This window comes from Sphingobacterium wenxiniae (assembly GCF_900116225.1).
GTDB lineage: Bacteria > Bacteroidota > Bacteroidia > Sphingobacteriales > Sphingobacteriaceae > Sphingobacterium > Sphingobacterium wenxiniae.
Map to the genome: position 1 here is coordinate 145,923 of NZ_FOZZ01000006.1, position 20,842 is coordinate 166,764.

14 protein-coding genes are annotated in these 20,842 nt (G+C 34.7%); all 14 read right to left on the reverse strand.

Annotated features, from left to right (window positions below; translation table 11 throughout):
- Window positions 1–73: 73 nt before the first annotated feature.
- Window positions 74–286, reverse strand: coding sequence for a beta-eliminating lyase-related protein (locus BM375_RS17475; protein WP_093365617.1), 213 nt, complete (start codon window positions 284–286; stop codon window positions 74–76).
- A gap of 190 nt (window positions 287–476) precedes the next feature.
- A complete protein-coding gene (locus BM375_RS09680) occupies window positions 477–1,040 on the reverse strand; it encodes a TetR/AcrR family transcriptional regulator (RefSeq protein ID WP_093365619.1) in 564 nt (187 codons plus the stop codon).
- Window positions 1,041–1,043: 3 nt separating this feature from the next.
- Window positions 1,044–1,931, reverse strand: a complete 888-nt coding sequence (locus BM375_RS09685) for a DMT family transporter (protein ID WP_013634528.1) — start codon at window positions 1,929–1,931, stop codon at window positions 1,044–1,046.
- Window positions 1,932–2,003: 72 nt separating this feature from the next.
- Window positions 2,004–3,239, reverse strand: coding sequence for a KilA-N domain-containing protein (locus tag BM375_RS17480; RefSeq protein ID WP_244525868.1), 1,236 nt, complete (start codon window positions 3,237–3,239; stop codon window positions 2,004–2,006).
- Between the two features lie 194 nt (window positions 3,240–3,433).
- Entirely contained in the window at window positions 3,434–6,580 is a 3,147-nt protein-coding gene (locus tag BM375_RS09695) for a type I restriction endonuclease subunit R (protein WP_093365621.1), read from the reverse strand.
- Window positions 6,581–6,596: 16 nt separating this feature from the next.
- Window positions 6,597–7,946 (reverse strand): Fic family protein, encoded by a 1,350-nt coding sequence (locus BM375_RS09700; RefSeq protein WP_093365623.1) that lies wholly within the window; start codon window positions 7,944–7,946, stop codon window positions 6,597–6,599.
- A 140-nt stretch (window positions 7,947–8,086) separates the two neighbouring features.
- Entirely contained in the window at window positions 8,087–8,368 is a 282-nt protein-coding gene (locus BM375_RS09705) for a helix-turn-helix domain-containing protein (RefSeq protein WP_093365625.1), read from the reverse strand.
- A 62-nt stretch (window positions 8,369–8,430) separates the two neighbouring features.
- Window positions 8,431–8,955, reverse strand: a complete 525-nt coding sequence (locus BM375_RS09710; RefSeq protein WP_093365627.1) for a hypothetical protein — start codon at window positions 8,953–8,955, stop codon at window positions 8,431–8,433.
- A gap of 85 nt (window positions 8,956–9,040) precedes the next feature.
- Window positions 9,041–11,098 carry a coiled-coil domain-containing protein gene (locus BM375_RS09715; protein ID WP_093365629.1) on the reverse strand — a complete coding sequence of 686 codons (2,058 nt, stop codon included), beginning with the start codon at window positions 11,096–11,098 and terminating at the stop codon, window positions 9,041–9,043.
- Window positions 11,099–11,192: 94 nt separating this feature from the next.
- On the reverse strand, window positions 11,193–12,347 hold the full coding sequence (locus BM375_RS09720; protein ID WP_093365631.1) for a PDDEXK-like family protein: 1,155 nt from the start codon (window positions 12,345–12,347) through the stop codon (window positions 11,193–11,195).
- Between the two features lie 32 nt (window positions 12,348–12,379).
- Window positions 12,380–13,609 carry a restriction endonuclease subunit S gene (locus BM375_RS09725; RefSeq protein ID WP_093365633.1) on the reverse strand — a complete coding sequence of 410 codons (1,230 nt, stop codon included), beginning with the start codon at window positions 13,607–13,609 and terminating at the stop codon, window positions 12,380–12,382.
- Complete coding sequence (locus BM375_RS09730) at window positions 13,599–15,158, reverse strand: type I restriction-modification system subunit M (protein ID WP_093365635.1); 1,560 nt, start codon at window positions 15,156–15,158, stop codon at window positions 13,599–13,601. The genes BM375_RS09725 and BM375_RS09730 overlap by 11 nt, the downstream gene beginning before the upstream one ends.
- 630 nt (window positions 15,159–15,788) lie before the next feature.
- A complete protein-coding gene (locus BM375_RS09735; protein ID WP_093365637.1) occupies window positions 15,789–19,565 on the reverse strand; it encodes an nSTAND3 domain-containing NTPase in 3,777 nt (1,258 codons plus the stop codon).
- A 275-nt stretch (window positions 19,566–19,840) separates the two neighbouring features.
- On the reverse strand, window positions 19,841–20,839 hold the full coding sequence (locus BM375_RS09740; protein ID WP_093365639.1) for a DUF2971 domain-containing protein: 999 nt from the start codon (window positions 20,837–20,839) through the stop codon (window positions 19,841–19,843).
- Window positions 20,840–20,842 lie beyond the last annotated feature (3 nt).

Here is a 20,842-nt window from a genome sequence, read left to right on the forward strand (position 1 = left end):
ATAATATACCTTTTGGTATATTTTAAATAATATATTTCTGTATCTCCAGAACTTTAAAAATATTATTCAGTAATCAAACACGTACTTCATAGGGCGGATACGTAATAACTTTATGTCCTGTCGCTTCAATCGCTCCAGTTTCATTTGCAGAAATATGTCCTGTCTTTGCACTTATTACCGCTTCGTGAACCCTTAGAAGAAAAGATATAGCAATCAGATTAGTTTGTGTACCTCCGGACAGAAAGAAAATTTCAGCTTTAGGATTTTTAATTTTTTCTTTCAGCAAATCTTTTGCTCTATGGATTAGTCATCATCTCCATATCCCAATTGCGGAATAAGATTAGTATCTACTAGGCTTTTTAGAATGTTGGGATGTGCCCCTACTGAGTAGTCATTTTTGAAATTATAAGTCATTTTTAAATTTCTATTAGTTGTTATATATCTTAGAGAGAGTTGATCTGTATTGCTGTTTAAAATCAGATTAGTCTGTCAACAATATCTTTAGCTCTACCAATCATTTCTTTGCTTTTCTGAAAACTTGCTGTAACAGTAGCTCCCTCAGCTAGCATATAAATGGTATCTGCCAATTCTTCTTTTGTAAACAGGTCATTTTGAAGCGTGATATCATTTAGCAGTTCCAAAATGTAATCCCTGAATTTCATTTTATTTTTATCAATGATTTCAAATGCTTTCTTGTCATCTTGAGGTACTTCAGCATTGGCTTTAATAAAAGGACATCCTCCGAAACTGCTCTGTGTCTGTCTTTTAATTCGAAAATCAAACAAGCCTAAAATTCTATCTTTAGGATGTTTTATTTTTTTAATGTAACTGTATAATTGCTCAAACCAACGCTCATTGATTTCTTCTAAGTAAGCATAGAACAATTCGTTTTTTGATTTGAAATGATTATACAGTGAACCTCTTGCAATATCTGCTTCATCAATAATTTGATTGATTCCTGTAGAGTTATAACCTTGTTTGTAAAACAAATCAGCTGCTGTACTCAGAATGTTTTCTCTTACATTGTTTGATGATTTCATGCTTTATTTTTTTAATATATATACACCCAAAAGAATAATTAAAGCCCCCATAATATCTGAAAAAATGATAGGCTCTCCTCCAATAAAAGCTCCTATGATTAAAGCTACAATAGGAGGAATATAGGTTACGGAAGCTGCCTTTACAGCTCCTAATTTATCGATGATAAAATAATAGATAAGAAATGCTAAACCTGTACCTAACAAGCTAAGTCCTACAACGAGTCCTAATGTTGCTTCTGTATTATTGAAAATATTAGTAATACCATCGTAGGGCGTTATAAGGCATAGAATGGCTGTAGCACCTATAAGTTGATAAGCTGTCAATGCCAAACCCGAAATCTTTAATGGACTAACAATTTTTTTTGCATAAATAAATGATGCTCCTAGACTTATCGATCCTATTATCATATACAAAATCCCTTGCCAAGTAGTATCCGTAATGCTTGCATCAAAAGGTTTTGCCAGAATTATTACTCCTAAAAAGCCAAGTATTAATCCGATAATTTTCCTAAGACTTACTTTCTCTTCATTTAGAAATATCGCAGCTAATACAAAAGAAAATAAAGGAGATGAACCACTTAATGCACCGGCAATACCTGAGTATAATAAATGCGATCCTACTACAAAGCAATAGTAGTAAACGACAGCTGCCAGTAAGGACATTATTATAAAATGATACCAATATTTTAGGTGCTCTTTTTTAAATGATCCTTTTACAAATCCGAATAGTATGATTGGAAACACTGCTAGTACAACACGTAGAAAAACAACTTGTATCGGATTTATATACTGCGTTGCCAATTTCATATAGAGAAAATTACTTCCCCAGATTAACCCTAGACAAACAAATGCCAGATTAGGTAAAAAACTCTTTGCATCTATATTTTTCATTTTGCATCCTTTTGCATCAGCAAAGATAAATGAAATATTAATAGATAGACAAATCTGTCTAAATTTTATTTTTTAAAAAATAAAATTATCTACCGCATTATCTAACTCTTCACTCACGATCTTAGCATATACCTGTGTTTGTCGGATAGAGGAATAGTCAAGTAACTTGGAAACATACTCGATACGCATACCATTGTTTAAAGCATTAGTAGCAAAAGTATGACGGCTCAAATGAAAATGAAGTTTGAAAGGCAATTTGATTTCTTCTCCCATTTTGTCCAGATGTACATCACCCAAACGGATTTTACCCCGAAGCTTTAAACTCTTGAACTGTTCATCTACAAATATTCTCTCTGGGTTTTCTAATACCGAGAATATAAAAGCATCAGGATTTGGGTTCTTTGGTTTATACTTATTGATGATTTCAACGGCTTTTGTTCCTATCTTGAAAGTATGTTGTTTCTGTGTTTTCTGAATAACTTTGGTAATTTTTTGAGTTTCTTCGTTATAGCTTTTCCATTGTAGTAACAGGACATCACTAATACGCAAACCACCTGCATATACACTGAACAAAAACATATCCCGATGAACGACAGCGTGAGGCTTCTGGCTTAAATCCAGGTTTTCCAAATCTTCCAATTGTTGCTTGTTGAGGTACTGACGTTCTACATTACTTTTCGGAATTTTGACTTTCTCAAACGGAGAAACGGCATAAGGTATCAGCTCTTCTTTCATCGCATCGTTATAGAATATCCGAAGGATTTTCAAAGACATATGTGTAGTAGTGTTTCCGTTCTTCAAGGTCTTTTTACAGTAACTCGCATAATCTTTGAGCCGTTGAAACTCCGTGATAAGATAAAGTTTAAATTCTGGAGATATCCAAGAAGCGAATTCAAATGCGATATCCTTATGCGCAAAAGTACCTCCGTACCTTCCTGATTTAGAAATTAACCCGACAGCATGAGTTTCATCAGCCCATCGTTGAGGAGAAAGTGTAAAATAATTGCTCCCTGCCTCGTTTTTAAACCTATCGAATTCGATAGGTTTAAAATCAGGATTGTTCAGTTTTTCCCATAGCCCCAAATATTCGATTGTACTGCGTGATCTTAGCCAGTTATTAATAACCGAAAAAGGTTCCAATTGATTTCTATATCTTGCAATATCGGTTAAGGATATAAAGTCTTTATTGTCAACTGTCTTTAATCCAATTGATAGATCATTTACTGTTAGACGTTTTGTAATAGGTACTTCAACAACACCGAATAGAGTTTTTGCACCGTGTAAAAAGGTACAGGCCAAAAGTCTCATAATCTTTTGGTCCCTGGTTCGAGCCCAGGTGGGCGCACTGAAAATCCCTGAAATCGTTTGATTGTCAGGGATTTATTTTTTTTAGGGGGCTAAAAGGGGGGCAGGATTGTAACAAAAGCTTAGTTATAAATAGGAAGTTTCTTCCAATCTGAATGCTTTCAGGCAATTACTTCTAGGAGATTTTGGGGTCGACTTTAACTACCTAACCTATTCTTTTTAAAATTCTCTGCTTGTTCCAATACGTTTTTATATACGTCATCTTGCGTGATAGGAGGGTAGCCGTATTCGTGTAGTTTGACGATAATGTCCATCTTTAGTTGAGCTTTGATGTCGTCACGATCAGCCCAGTCGGGATATTTGGCTGTATTATCTACGATTTTTTTTATTTCACGAGCCAATTCCAGCATTTTATCTTTGTCAAACTCAAAACCGTATTGCTGGCAAATCATATCCAAAATATCGTAGAATGCTTTTTCTTCGTAGTCAATTCCCAAATCCTGAAAAGAACCCATTTCTTCACGAAGCTTGACAATTAAATCCAACATTTGCTCTGCTGTATCCGTTTGGATTCCGTCATAATCCAGAATATCACGTTCGCTACGTTCATTGTAGCGGTTGACGACACTTTGCAAACGTTCTGAAAACTCCTGTCCTTTTACCTTATTGACTTTTTTGAAATCGTTAATCGTTTCTTTGAGCAAACGTTCCAAAATTTTGATTTTGGTATTCGGCAGTTCTAGATTACTGATGCGTTCGATGAACTTATCGCTGAACAAATCAATGGAATTGGCTTTGTTGTCGTCCAGCTTAAAAATCTCCTCCACACCTTCTGAAATAATGGCTTCTTCTACCATTTTGGCCACTTTGGCGTTCATTTGAGCCGTGTCAGGAGCATCGCCCTTGGTAAGTTTTACGACAATGGATTTTATCGCAAAATAGAAATGAATTTCGTCGACTTCTGAGGGGGTAAACAATTCCGAACCACTGACCAGATTGTAAGCCGATTTTAGTTTCTTCGTTACATTGACAAAGAACGTTTCGGAATCCTCCGTTTGCAAAACCAATTCAGAAGCACGATTTAGGCATTGCAAACGTTGGACAGGCAAACCATTGTAATAATCACCCGTGTCAAATTTATGGAAGAACTGTCGCAACAAATCCATTTGGTCACGAACAATGGTTTCGGATTGGTTCAGGTCTTCAAAATCGTCTTCAGCTGTATTGTTATTGAACAAACTCAAAGCATGATTCAGATTCTTTTTGATTCCAATATAATCCACGACCAAACCTCTGTTTTTGCCCTGATATTTTCTATTGACACGTGAAATCGTTTGAATTAGATTGTGCGTTTGCAAAGGTTTGTCAATATAAATCGTGTCCAAAAACGGCACATCAAAACCTGTGAGCCACATATCGACCACAATCGCAATCTTGAAATTCGATTTTATCTGTTTGAACTGACGGTCTAATTCTTTGCGTTCTTCCTTATTACCCAGCAAATTCCACAACTCTTCATCATCATCTTTGTTGCGGGTCATGACCATTTTCACACGCTCAATTGGCTTGATTTCTTTCTTCTCTTTTTCGGTTAAGCTTTCAGCAATGGTAATTTCTCCCCATTCGGGACGAAGTTCCAAAATCTCCTTATACAACTTATACGCAATCCCTCTCGAAGCACACACGAACATGGCTTTTCCGGCTACAGTAGCTTTTTCTTCGATTCTCTTTTCGTAGTGGTTGATAAAATCTTGTGCTATGGCTTTAATTCTATCGTTATCGCCCAAAACCACTTCCATATTGGCGATGGCTTTTTGGCTCAATTCGACGTGATATTCCGTTGCACCTTCAGCTACAGCTCTCTCGTAATACCGTTCTATTTCATCAACTTTGTTGTAGTCCAAGTTGACCTTCGCAGACCTACCCTCATAGACCAGACGAACCGTAATCTCATCATTGACCGATTCAAACATCGTGTAAGAATCCACCACATCGCCAAATACATCCAACGTTTTATCAATCGGCGTTCCGGTAAAGCCTACATACGTGGCATTGGGCAAAGAATCGTGTAAGTATTTCGCAAATCCGTAAGATTTGGTCACACCTTTTTCATCATCAATCTTCACTTTCAAATCCAGATTGACCTGCGAACGGTGGGCTTCGTCCGAAATACAAACAATATTCGTTCTGTCGGATAGGATTTCATCATCTTCGGCAAATTTCTGAACCGTAGTTAAGAATACACCTCCACTTTCTCTACCGCGCAATTTCGCTCTCAAATCGGCTCTCGATTCGATATTGATAATATTCTCATCACCGATAAAATCCTTGGCATTGGTAAAGTCTTTCGACAATTGGTCGTCCAAATCCGTTCGGTCAGAAATGATGATAATCGTCGGACTCGAAAACTTGGTCGAACGCATCAACAACCTTGTCAGGTACAACATCGTAAAGCTCTTGCCACAGCCTGTTGCTCCGAAATAGGTTCCGCCTTTTCCGTCGCCTTCGGGTTTGCGATGTTGCAGGATATTAGAAAACAATTTATTTGCTCCGTAATACTGCGGATAACGGCACAATATCTTAGCCTCGTTTTTGGACGTGTCGGGAAACAATACAAAATGATGAATAATATCGACCAATCGCTTTGGATTCAACATGCCGTGAACGATAGAAGTCGTGGTCTCGATACCCGATAAGGCTTTCTTTTCGTCTCCCGTAATTTTGTTCCAACCATAGAAAAACTCATAAGGCGAAAAAATCGCTCCTGCTTTGTTGTTCACGCCGTCACTGATGACACAGAACACATTGTATTTCAACAGTTCGGGGATATCCCTGCGATAACGGATTGTGAGCTGTTTGTATGCGTCATAAATGGTAATTTCCTCCTCAATAGCTGTTTTGAACTCAAACACGACCACAGGAATACCATTGATATATAAAATCAAATCGGGAATACGCAATTCCGAACCCTGAATCTCTAATTGATTGACTATCTTAAACGAATTATTTTGTTCGTTCTCGATGTCAACATAGCGAATATGCAAATCTTTTTTGTTCGGATTGTTTCGTTTGAAAATCAACCCATCTGCCAACAGCTTACAGATATATTTATTTGATTCGTAAAGATTGGAAGCCGATTGAAAAGCCAGTTCGTTGATGATACTTTCCAACTCGATTTCCTCCAAATCGGGATATCGCTGAATTAAAAATGCACGCAAATCTTCCTTGAGCAACACTTCCTGATTGGACGAACGTTTTAATTTCTTCCCATTGATATACTGATAGCCCTCTGTTTCCAAAAGGCTGATAAAAGCTTGTTCTAATTCAGATTCGGTATATTTCATATCTACTTATTCGTTGCTAACGTTTGCTTTTCCCTTTTTCGGTCAAGTAATATCTTTGATTTCGGCTTGTAGGTTTATCAGGAATAGTCAAAGCTACTAAACCTGCCTCAACTGCCGGTTGTAAATAAGTTTTTCTAAAATGGTCTCTATTTGCCAAATCTAACATTTTTTGTAACTCCTCTCGGGTATGTACGCCCGTAAAGACCTTCAAAAGCTCTCCAACATGCATGGTATCTTGCATGGTATCTTGCATGGCATCTTGCATGGTATCTTGTTCGGAACGAGTTACAGGTTCAGTTGAAAGCAATGTAATTCTCAAAAAGTTTTCAGAAAAATCAAAACTATCTTTAGAATAGGCTTGTAAAATCCTCGGAATACCGGAACCTAATTGTTCTACCAAATCCAAATCTTTGAAAATTCGCATCAATTCTTTGTTGCGAATAATGGAATACCCTTCAAAAAACTCGGATTTTGAAAGCCCGTCAGGCAAACTACCGTAAGAAGTAATTTCCAAACGATCGTCGAAAATTTCAAATTTAGGAGCGACTTCTTTCGTGTAGTCATTGTGTACAAAAGCATTGATAACAGCCTCACGCAAAGCAATGGCATTCCATAACCGCTGTTCTTTGCGCTCTTTCGACGTGATTTTGGTTAAGGTGCGATTTTCTAAATTCAATTTATCCAAAACCTGATGCGTGGCTTTGACTAATGATTCATACCCATATTCGTTGCTTTCTACCAAATCAACCCGATTTAAGCCTTGATAACGAGCTACTTTTATAGAAATATTGTTGATATCGTTCATCAAATACGCAACATAATTGTAACTTTCATCATCTGTAAGCAATTCCAGATTTCGGGCAAACTGTTCGTTCAAAGTTTTCCCAATAGATTGGTAATAAATATGCAATTGCTGAAACTGTAAAGCCTGTTTGGGCGATTTCATATTTCCAATCGAATTTCGGATTCGTTTGCTAAAAAGCTGTTCGATTTGTCGGGTAGGCATTGGTTCTGCCGAACTACCTACACGGATAAAAGCACCTTTTTCAGAAAGTCCGTATTTCTTTACATAATACGGTTTTTCATAACCTCCGGCAACAATGATTTTAATGATCTCTTTGCCTTCTTTCTGCTCGATGACCAAATCGAACAAACCCATACAGGATGGCAAAATATTATTTTTTAAACGGTCTTTGATAAGTAATTGTTCGTTATCGGCATCACTCACACCAACAGGAAGACCATTTTTATCTATGCCAATATAAATCACACCGCCTTCATTGGAATTTAAAAAAGCGACCACTTCTTTTTCCAATTCCGGCGTTACCTTTTGCTTGAACTCTATGTGTTTATTTTCGCTTATCATTTTTTAATATTCCTTTGTTTAGTTAATCGAAATTTTCGAACAACTAATTTTTTTGTATTTCTCAAGTTGAGTTTTTTCGATTTTTGTAACCTATAAAAATAACGTGTTACAATTTTGGCGTTTTTGTAACATATAAAAATTTACAAAAGCTCTAAATCCTGCAATTTTCTACCCAATTCATCATCAGAAGCTAATTTCAAAAAATCGTCTTGCAAACCCAATACGCGCAATACATTGAAGTACGCTCCCATAGCTACACTGGGTTCACCTTTTTCGATTAAACTTAAGGTAGAACGAGAAATATCGGCTCGTTCTGCTACTTGCACCGCGGTTAATTTACGGCGTTTGCGCGCCAATTTTATCTGTTCGCCCATTTGAGCTAATGCGTTCTTATGCTTGGGTAAAATAACTTGCTTTTTCATAAAATGTACGTTATTCTATACAAATAGAATAAAAATGACTGAAATAACGGACAATATAATTCTTACGCGATAGAAAATCTTCTTGAAAAATTCTGCAATTCCCATTGCGCTAAGCTTAGACCTTCTGCTGAAGCTTTTTCTTTTGCGAAATTTATAATTTCCTTATACTGCTCAACATCGTCCATTTCTGTCCAGGCAGTTATTGGGATTTTTAACTTTCCTTGGATAATTCGGTCAACGGGAAAATGAGGTGGACACTCAATATTACCCAAACACCAATGGTATTTCAAAAATAGATTAACTATCTTTTGAGCTACACCAAATCTCAATCTATTCTCTTTTAATAATTCTGCTTTTTGATTTGCATGAGCAATTAAACTTTCAATGTTTTGGATATGTGCATCTTCGTTGACTACAGTCTTATATTGAGGTAATAATTCTGAATCAACATAGCCCATCAAAAACTCTCGAAATTCCTTTCTTTGGTTTTCGCTTATATTCTCCTTATAGACATTGGCACGCTGAAAGGCTCCACCGAATACCAGAATCCAAATTTCAGAATTAATAAATAAGGCTTTTTGAGGCATGTTTTAATTTCTTTTTGATGTTTTGTAAACTATCTATATATTTAAAAGGCTAATAAATGCTGTTCTAGTTGTGATTCGGTGTATTTCATTGGTTGATTTCTTTTTCCCACTTTTCTCTATATTCCAAAAATTTCTTTTCTATGTTTTCTTTATCTAATAGTCTTTTATAAATAATTACTAGTGATCCTATTAATAAAGAGGTTGGTAGTAACCATAGCCATTCACAATATTTTTTCTGCATAGAACCTTCATCAAGAGAATTTGCATAATTAGTATAAACTGATACCATATTCCAAGATTTGTCTTGAAATAAAAAAACTAACAAAATAAAAACAATACACATTATTGCGACGGGAATACAATAGTAAGCTTTACGTTTATACTTAGTTAAATCAAGTTTTGCTTTTGTTTGAATTAGTTCTTGACGTATTTGATTGTTTTTTTCGATTTCTGCGTTTTTCTGTTCTTTCTCTACGTCTTTACTTTGTTTTAATACTTCAATAGCTGAAGTCGTCTGTTCTTGATATTTCTCAAATTTATTTTCTAATTTTTCTTTAGATTTTTTTAATTCTTCAATTTGCAATTCTAGATGTGATTTGGCGAATATTTTTGATTTTTCAATCACTTCCTCATCTGAATTATTTTTATCAAGTATACCTTTGAATCCTATATTAATCATTTCAGAAACAATACTACTCTGTTGAGTAAAATCTGTTGTTATCTCTGAAATACCATTCAATATCAATTGAAGATTTTCATTTGAAACACCTTTCTCACCATTACTAATATTTAAGAAACTAACAAAGCTTTTAAAATCATCATTAGTTCTATTCAAATAACGTAATAAAATACTCATCCACTGAGATGGTAATAATACTATAGGAATTGATTCATTTTGAGTATAATCCCATTTTCTTAACAATTGGTCAGCAGAAATAAAATAATATTTACAATCAAAAATATTGGAGTAATGACCATTTCGTTGTTTTTCAATTGAATAAATATTCTTCGCATCAATTATACTAGCTTCAATATTAGAAGGCTTTACATCTGATTTAAATGTATTTATTTTAGACGCTATGTTTAATACTAATTCTTCTACTTTTGAATCTTTAATATCAAAATAATCTTTATAATCTTCCTTGATATCAAATTTATTTTTTAATTCTTCAATCAATGAAAAAATATGTGCCTTGAATAGCTCTGTCGAATCATTAGTTCTTTTCCTTCTCCAATTATGGTAGTAATCAATAAAGTCTTGACTCTTACTAAAGAGAGTAAAAACATCTGAATTAATTCTAGCAGTATTGTACCTTGACATTTGTCCAATATAGAAATCTAAAGTTTTCTTTATCTCGTCAATAGTATATTTAGAAATAAACAATAATTCTTTTGCTTCTTTAAATTTTTCAAGAAAAGTTATAGTTCTATTTCTACGATTTTCGCCATTAATTCCAATAGCTCTGAAAATCACGTTTGTGTCTAAATAAAAACATTTGTTTTTTAAACTCTCTAATTTAAAATTAGCTCCTTTTTTATTTGTAATTAAACAGTATTCAAGTGCTAAATTTGATATATCAAAAATCATTTTATTCTTTTCGTCATTTTCCCAATTCAAAAAAGTATTTATAATTTCGATTTCTATATTATTTAAATTATGATCATTGATATTAATCAAATCTTCTATTTGAACTGAAGGATCAACTAGCTTACTAAAACTTAATATATTGGTTTGAAAGATTTCGTATAAAAAACTATGAATTATAGATTTTAAAACTTTTAATTCATATTGACTATTAACCTGATGGAATTCCTCAATAAAATAATCTAAATTGCTATGAACAATTTTATTTTTTATAGTATCAAATCTTTTTGCACTCAGAGTAATTTTAATTTCTTCAATTTTACAGCTCGTAATATTAAAATTATCAGTATCAGAAATTACGTTCTTAACTTCTTCTTCTGTAAAATCTAAATTATATTGTTTTTTAAGTTTATCAATTAAAGAATGTAACCCAACAAAATCATTATTATTATCTATAAAAATTGACTCTATTACCTTTTTATGAAGTGTCTTAGAGCTAACCTCATAATTATTATCAGCATATAGTACAGCTGCTAGTCTAAAAATATCTTCTTTCATTTAATTAAGTTCCCTTGGTTAATAGTAGTTTAGTTTTTGCACCTCCAACGTTGCCAAACGGGACAACAACAAACTTTGGAGTTGTATGAGGTTTTTATTTATTTATAAAATTTGTTAAAGCATTTATAATCTCTCTAGCCAATTTTTCTGATTCATTTGTATTCATTAATTGAAAAACCTCATGTCTTGAAAAATCGAAAAAAGCATAGTTTTTATCAAATAGTATTTGAAAATCAGCTTCTGTTTTATTATCTACATGACGACCTATACTAAATCCGTTTTTATCGTTACAGACATAGTATAATACATCCTGAAGTTTAAATGTTAGTAGGGTTGGAGTTTTAGAATTAAAATGGGTTACAGCAGTAATTTTTTCTTTATCTACTTCTGTTACCTCCACTTTAAATTCTTCATGGATTCTATTTGTCAATTTTGTATAAAACTCATGAACCGTGTGCCATTTGATATGGATAAACTGTTCTCTTATTAATTTTAATTCTTGGCTTTCAGCTACAGACTTATTGTTCCAAAAAAGAAAGGCGTCATCTAAGTTCTCTTCTCTACCTGAAATTTTTTTTAAATTCAATGCCAATTGTACATCATTTAAAAATTCGTATCGTGCTTGTTTATATTGCTGGATACTCCTTCTTAAATTTGAATCTTCGTTAAGTTCTTGCAAGCATAAGTCCAACCACTTCGCTATATCTGACAAATGATCCTTTTTACTAATCAAAGCCTTAACCTCAATAGGGAAATCACCTAAATCTTCTGGTTTTTTTCCATCAATAGTTAGGTAAATTATTTTAACAACATCATACTTAATGTAGTCTTTTGGTTTAATAACTAAACTATGATAGTATCTAGACAATTGGTATTTTAAATATGGATCGTTTTCTTCGGGTCTTGTCTGATCCTTTGCAAAGAATTTATTTTCAACAATAATGGCTTGATTTGAAGCATTTTTAATCAAAATATCAATATTGTAGATTTCACCTCGCTCTCTTTCATTAGGATTAACACTTACTCCATCTAAACTAAAATTAGCGATATCCATAACTTGCAAGAATAACTCTAAAAACAAAGTTCCTTGCCTGTGAGAACCGTTAGGATCTAACAAAAAAGCGATAAAGCGAGAATGTAAATATTTCTCGTCATGTGGTTTAAACATGACGTTGAAAATATTAAACCTATTATAATTAAATAGCTGATGCTCTTCAGCTAATTGATGTACCTGTTCTTCAAAATTCATAGTTTCCTTTAGTCAATAGTAGTTTAGTTTCCTCACCCCTCCAACGTTGCCAAACGGGACAACAACAAACTTTGGAGTTGAGTGAGGTTTTGGTTTTCAAAAGTTTTAAGTGTTTTAAACCCTTCTATATCATTTAATTTTATTCCTAATTTTATCGAAATTGATTCATTATTTGGAAAGCAAATTTTCATATCAGAAATAGATTTAGTATTTAAAACATCTTGCACTGATCCTGAAACTGAATTTTCAATTTGATTTATAGAATTTTTAGATGTTAAAAAACAATATAATAGTTTAGAATTTGCTATTTTTTGATTAGGTTTAATTATTATAACATTTAAGCAGTTGGCTTCAGTTTCGAGATTAAAAATTGAAGGCATCCCATTTGATCCATGTCTTGCAACTAAAATGTCCCCCTTTGTTAGTTGAGATTTTTTATTTTTATTATGAAATTCTTTAGAAACATACTTTAAATTGGAATAATCAATTCCGCTTAAATTAAGATCAGTAGTTCTAATTAAAGGTATTCCAATGTTTTTTTCACAATAATCATCATAAATACTACCCACAAAACCAACACAGATTTGTTTAGAAATATCCGATAAACTTTTCACCTCCCAACCCTCAGGGATTTCTTTTTCGAGTTCTTCGTTGTAAACCATAGCACCGCCTGAAGATTTATAAGGTTGTCCTTCTTTATTAGGGAATTCAAAATCCACAAACCAATGTTTATACAAGGCTTGTGCAGTGGCTTCTAATTTCTCACAAATGGCTTCGTTGACTTTTATTTTGTTGGCTACCGCTTCGTATTGCGCTACAATTTCACGTTGCTTTTCGATGGATGGAATGGGTAGTTCTACATCATTCATTTCATCCATATCAAAGAATTCATGCGCACTACCATGAGATTTGAATCGTGCATAACGATCAAATTCAGGTCGTTTAAACCACATTAATAAATAATCTGGATTTAATATATTTTCATCAGCTACTTCAAAAATTCTATAGGAAGGAGATACTATACAAGTTTCCCCTTTTCGTAAAGCAATAGATATTTTATCCCCATTTCTTGTGGTTGCTCTGTTAAAAACGAATTGATTATGATGGGCTACACGATATTTAGACAAATCAACACCAATAGTATTTGTTTTTGCCTTTTGAAAATATTTGTTGTTACTAACCCCTAGTAGTAAATCGTATTTATTTCCCTCATTGAATTCAACTTTTTCAATGATGTAATCGCCAAGACGCTTATAATTCATATCCTAAAGATTTAAATACGTTCACAACATCTTGCTTCAAGGCGGTTTCTTGCTCAAATAATGAAGACAATTCCGTTGTTATTTCAATCATCTTTTCATCGAAATTGAAATTCTCCTCAACATTTTTAAAGTCAATGAATTTACTTGGAACTAAAGAATAATCTTTTTTACGTATTTCATCTAATGAAACGCTTTTACAAAATTCTTCTATATTAGTATAGTTTTCTTCAAAATCAACTTGTTGCCATGCATGATAAGTTTGAGCGATTTTCGTTATCGTTTCTTCATCAAATTCAATAAATTTCTTTTCAAAAGGAACTCCTTCTCGTCTTAAATCAAAGAAAAGAACTTCGTTACTTCTATCTCTATAATGTTTAGTAATGTCATTTAACTCAACGGTTCTTGCCTTTTTATTTCTATTTACAATCCACATAGAAACACTAATATCCGTAGAATAGAACATACTTCCTGGTAAGATTAAAATCGCTTCTACCAAATCATTTTCAATAATTTGTTTACGGATCTTATATTCTTCACCACCACCCGAAAGCGCTCCATTCGCCAAGATAAATCCAGCCACTCCGTTTTGCGATAGTTTGGAAATCATATTCAAAATCCACGCATAGTTGGCATTCGATTTTGGTGGTACTTCGTAACCTGCCCAACGCGGATCGTCGGTCAATTCGTTTTCGGCACGCCAATCTTTTAAGTTAAACGGAGGATTTGCCATGATGTAATCGGCTTTCAATTCCTTGTGCTGATCGTCTGCAAACGTATCGGCCGCTTTGTTTCCTAAATTGGCAGAGATCCCACGAATTGCCAAGTTCATCTTCGCTAGTTTGAAGGTTGTATTGGTGAGTTCTTGCCCGTAAATGGAAATATCTTTTTTATTTCCTTGATGCTTTTCGATAAATTTTAAAGACTGTACAAACATACCACCCGAACCACAAGAAGGGTCATAGATTTTACCTTTGTAGGGTTCGATCATTTCAGCAATTAAGTTTACAATCGATTTTGGTGTATAGAATTCTCCTTTTCCCTTACCCTCTGCAATGGCAAATTTGGATAGGAAATACTCGTACACACGCCCTACAATATCCTGAGATTCATCTTTCAACGTATCGATATTGTTGATGGTATCTAACAGCGCCGAGAACTTGGATTGATCTAAACCTAGACGTGAAAAATAATTATCTGGTAAAGCGCCTTCCAATGATTTATTGGTGCGTTCAATGGTTTTCAAAGCAGAATCTACCTTTAAAGTGATGTCTTCTTGCTTCGCATTCTCCATAATATATGTCCAACGAGATTCTTCCGGTAAATAGAATACATTCTCCGCTTGATAGAATTCTGGAATTTCTAAGAATGCTTCTTTGCCTTCGGCTATCAATGCTTCCCTGCGTCTGTCGAACTTATCACTCGCAAACTTCAAGAAGATTAAGCTCAACACCACGTGTTTATATTCTGACGGCTCTACCGAACCCCGTAATTTATTAGCTGCATCCCAAAGGATTTCTTCGGTTGATTTTGTTACTAGTTTTTTTGCCATGAATTATTAATAATTTGCTGGTTGATTTACTTAAGCAAATCGCCATAAATGTACTCAAAAAAGCATAATTTTAATACGGAAAACCGTATTACACACTAATAAAGAAAATAAAAGTCAAATAGCATATTGATATAATTATAATTATTATTACTATATTTGTACCATAGTTGGTGCCCCTCTATACTCTATAGCTATAGAGCAGCACTTTAAAACAAGAGTTTTTTAAACCCAGCCCTTTTGGCGCTGGGTTTTTCTTTTTTACCTTGTAAAGTGTGTAAACATATAGACACAAGGATACTGATATCCTACGGTAACAAACTCCACCACATCAAAAACCCACCCAGCCTTGTCGTTCGCTCCTCACTACATCAAGCACATACCTCCGGAGTGATATTATAGCAGTCACAGACTACCTGTTATTATTTATTATGACATCCTTAGTGACCGCTACGCTGAACACTAAGGATAGGAGGGAGAATATCCCCTATATTTAGATATTTCAATAAGCTATCTCTTTTTGCTATTGATGAGGTCGCTTATGATTATTTCTATCTGCTCCAAGATTTTGCGGTTAAATTTTATACTGTCAATTAATTTCTGCTTAGAACTAATTTTGGTTTGGTAATACGATCAATAATACTTATACATAAAATCTCTTTTCATTTCCGTTTTGATGTCTTCTTTCTTCCACGCTATGAGTTGTTCAAAGTAAGCTATGTGTTCGGCGTAGTCAAGAATATCAGGGAGAGTGTTTATCATGTTTATGATGCTTTGATAAAAGTCTATTCTGCGCTGATATACCGGAACCCAACTTCCATTCGTGCTTTCACTTCGGCCGAAGTCAATTTTTTTTGTAATCTCTATATCCTTACGCAGCAGCAGGAAGTCCCTGTAATAAGGTATTATCCATTCGTTATAATTGTTAAAGACCATCTCAATCAGTATCAACAATACTTTATCATTTTGAGCGTGCGTTTGGGTCAATTTAACAATCAGTGATTTCGCTCTTTTCGTATCGCTCTCGTCAGCGTTTTTTAATCTAAACAAATTGAAGATTGCTTGTTCGTAAGTCGAACTGAACAGTTCTTTCTCTACTACATCTAATAATAGGTCCTCCACTAGTTCCTCATATTCAGGATATTCCCATAGTACGCTGGTGTTGATACTACTAAGTTCTATCTTGGCGGAGTATCCTACGCCTATAGCGCCGTTGGTAAAGCTCTCGTGGATGAAATTTCTATCCAGATCCAGCATTGCCTTTAATTCCTTGTCTTCATAATCAAAATCGGGCTCAATTTCATGCTGTTTCCAATACGCACTTTGTAGTAGCTCAATATGGTTGGAAAAATACGATGCGCATTCTGAGAAAAAATCGTGCCCAAAAGGATTACTTGTACGATTTTCTCTCGAGAGTATAAGGCTCGTGAGATAAGTAATGATATTGTGGTTGCCTAATTCTAGGTCTTTCGTCTTATAGTTTTCAAAAGCCGTCCGGTATTTTAAATAGTCATGCATGTGATTAACATCGACAGATTTATTGCCGTTGCTAAAGAGTGCCAAAAGGAGTTTTAAGAAATGCTCGTTTATCTGTTGTTCTGGTAATGACGTCACCAAAACAGATTCCCAGAAAAACCTGTCTTCGAACTCGTAGCTTTCCACGATTCTGAATAGCTCTTCTCCTGTGATAATCTCTTCCTGTAGCGGAATATAGAAAACCAGTGAACTCAATGGGAAATGGACTTTTCCGCTAAAGTGCAGTTGTAGCGCATTTTCAAATTGAGCTTTATCCTTTCTTGCTATAGCGATATAAATATTTGTCGCAGAGGCTTGTATATACCCGGCGAAATTGCGTTGATCTTGATCGTACAACGAATTAACATATAGGAGCAGTTGTTCTAAATCTGGCCAATCACTCCCGTTTACGACATCACTGATTTTGTTTAACCTTTCTTTTTGGCGTTCTTTAAAAGATTTACCTTTTCTGTCTTTCCAATCCGGCTTTAAAAGATCAGACAATTTCTGTATATCCGAATTGATGAAATCTTTCCAGCTTTCAGGAATTGCTGTTGCTACTTTTTCCAGATGTTCGGAGAGTGATGATACAAACTTACAGTGGGAAGATTGCCTATGGTCCAATTTATCGGAAATAATTTTTTCATAAATCGGCAGTTCCTCTGCGTATAAACTTTTATCTATATCTCCTCCAGGATGAACGATTTTCATCAGTAATTTATCACACTGATTATTTTCAATTTCAAACAAATCATATAATTGAGCAAGAATGCACATTCTTAAATATGATAAAGCCTCTGATTTGTATAGATTGAAATTGTAATAGGTGAATTCATGCCCTTTGGTAGAGCCATATTGCGTATATTGCCAGCCTAGTAAAACTTCTGATAAACGAAGGAAAATACCATTTACAATTGTTTTTTGCGTATCATTCCATTTGTCGTCCAATAGAACATCGAAAAGCATATTCTGCCTTAAATATTGGTGGTCTAAGTCTTCTATCTTATATTTGAAATCTTCATTAATAGATTTTGAAATTTCAGGCAATAGACTTGGTTGCCGTTCTGCAAGTTCTAAGGTCAGTTTCAGAGACGGGTTTAAATACTCGTTAGGATGGTTCCAGAAGCGTTTTAAAAGTTCGAAATGTCTTGTTTTAGGTTGAAGACTATTTACGCTATCGAAGTTAAGAGTGTCTGGATGCTCTTCCTGAGGCAAGCTCAGGATCCACTTTCTCAAGTACAGGAGGCAATCCAAATTTTTATAGATCCAAAATAAATCATAGAAAGCATATTGCTGCTCTTCATCGGATTTAATTCCTTCGCTTACCTTATTCAGATGAGGCAATACCAATTCCTTAATATGGTGATAGGTGAACGTGTTATTTACATCGACCAGCGTAATACGGATTCTGTTGGCATGCTTTTCAATAAAAGTGGCAATCCAATCCCCATAATTAATCACAGCGGTCTGGTCATCGATAAAGCATTTATAGAAAGCGTAGGTTGATAAAACCTGATCTGAGACCTTTACTATTTCATCAGCATACACATTTACCAATTCGTTGTTGTGCAATTCAAGGATAGCAGACCAGAGTTCATTCCAATCAATTCCAAATTTATCTTCAAGATCAGCCTTCAGTTTTTCGTTATTTCTGTCCAGAACACCAAAGAAAGAAACAATAGCAAGAGATTGGAGAACTATCTTATTATCAAAAATGCCAATCTCCTCCGATATCTTTTTGAAATACTTTTCATATAGCAGTACAGGGCTATTCAGATAGTTCGTTTCCGCATCAGGCGTAACTGAATAGGTGGCCATCAGGGCTACTCTCGCATTTCCTTTAGCCAAATCCACTATTTTTTGCTTTATCTCACGATGATATTGGAGCTTGGGGAACGCTGCAATAATGATGTTCTCTATCTCCGCGTCCTTAAATTCAGGTATGTTAAACTCCTGATAGGACCAATCTTGCAGCGCTGCTGATACCTGTTTTTTCACGTAGTCCCGTGACGTAATGACCACTTTTGCTGCGTACGATTTTGACTCCCTGAGTTTGCTGAGCAGGTAGTTTAGATTGTTGACCGACTTGTTGGCATCGTCAAATAATATAATGTACTGCTTGCCCGGTAAAAAAAGATGCTGATAGTCGTCCCACAGCGGTACACCTGAACTTTGAATGACTATGGGTACGTGGTCTGCTTTTGAAAGCTCATCAAGTATCTTTACCGCCAATTTCGATTTCCCTACACCGGCACCGCCTGTCAATAGTAAGATGTCGTGCTTTTTTAGTGCCGCAATACTGTTTTTTATTTCTTCTTCTCTGCCAATAAATTCATTGGTGAGTGAGGGCTGCAGTCCGGTATTTGTTTTTAGAAGAAATTCTTCAAGTGGATAAATATCCCCCTTTAAAATTGGAATCCCTAAGTACTTGTCCGCCAGTTTAGGAAATTCATCGATGAGCATGGGGAGATTCTGAATATTTAGAACCTCAATTTCAGCCCCGGCATGGTATGTCTTTACTTTGGTATCTAATAAACTATATTCTTCAGCGGTGATTTTCTGGTTACATGCTAAAACTACTTTAGCTACCTTTTCTTTAGGGATGGCTGTCTTACCTTCATCAAAACAATGGTCTATATCTTTGCTGAGCTTCTGAAAGAAAGATTTTGCTTCTCCGATCTTTTCTTGCGTTGTACATTCGACAAACAAGTATTTGTCGCCATCAACGAAGAACGCATCTGGGCTTCCTTTGCTTGTTTTCTCCTTGCCCACGACAGCACCAGGTGCACCTATGAATTTATTCCCCTGCAAATACAATAGGTGATTTACTAGCATTTGAAATTTTGCTTGATCTATTGCCTTTAAAGCATTTTCAATCTGGGTAAGGGTGTTCATAAAGTACGTTATATTATTTCCATAAAGATACAAAATACGATGCTCTTTACTATGCGAACAGTAAAACTAAAGCGCCACTTTAGAGGTAAGTCCCTACTGCCCATAAGTAGCACTAAAGATTATTTCATTATCAATAGATGTGTCAGTGCCAGATCACTTAGTAAACACTACAGATCAGCGCTGTATCTACCTGAGAAAACACCATCTTGGACGGTGATTACCCCAAATATCCAATATCTTCCAATCCATGTCAACAAAATATACGATTATTTGGCTTATAGCCTATAGGGGATATTTGAACATTTTATCTCAACTCCTTCATAATTATATTTTTTCAATAATTGATTGATGCCCAATTTTATAAGTTCGAAATCCAATGATGGGCCTACAATTATTTCCTTAATCGGTAGCTTGTCTATCACTGTTTGAGGTTTGGGATAATCTTTATCGATCCATGTTCTTTCATATCTTTTATGTTCTGTTTCCAAAATAATGAACGGGATTATAGCCGTTTCCGAAGTACGGAAATGAATTGGTTCCTCCTCTCCATAGAACTCATTGTTTGGCACCGAATACTCAAAACGATATTCCTTTTCTTCCTTAAAACTTGCACTTTTGTATGAGGAGATAATCTCTCCTAAAAATCCAATAACTGCTGTTGTGATCATCCACTCATAACCATAATCTTCCCATTCTATTAAATCTTTCCTTTCTTCGAAGAATGCTATAGACACTCGAATTAGCTCTTCGATTACTTGAAGCTGATACTTCTCATCATATTCAACGTGAGTTGCTTTAACTGATTGATATAGTGATCTAGATAGCTTACTACTGTCAAATCCTATAGAAATACCCTTCCCTTGATTTGCGTATGCTCTCCATTGACTTAACATATCTCCACTTTTTGAAAAACAGGTTACAAATCTTTCGCTATTGACGATTTTGTCTATATGTTTTTCAAATTTCTCAACTATATTTTGACTAAAACCTTCCTGTTTAAATTTCTCTAAAACGGACTTGATTTGCTCAATCCCAAACTTATACTCTTTTTTGTCATTCAAGAAATTTAAGTTTGTGCAATAGAGAGACTGACTTTCAATGATTGAGATGAAACTATGTAATGAAGTATAATGGTAAATTATATCGTTACGATCATGCCATTTGTTCATCTTCTTGTTTAGAATGGCGTGAGTTAATAATTCGTCTCCCAATTGCATTTGTATCCCAGCCCAAGTATCTGGAGTTATTTTTATCTTACTACTAAGCTTAGTCATATT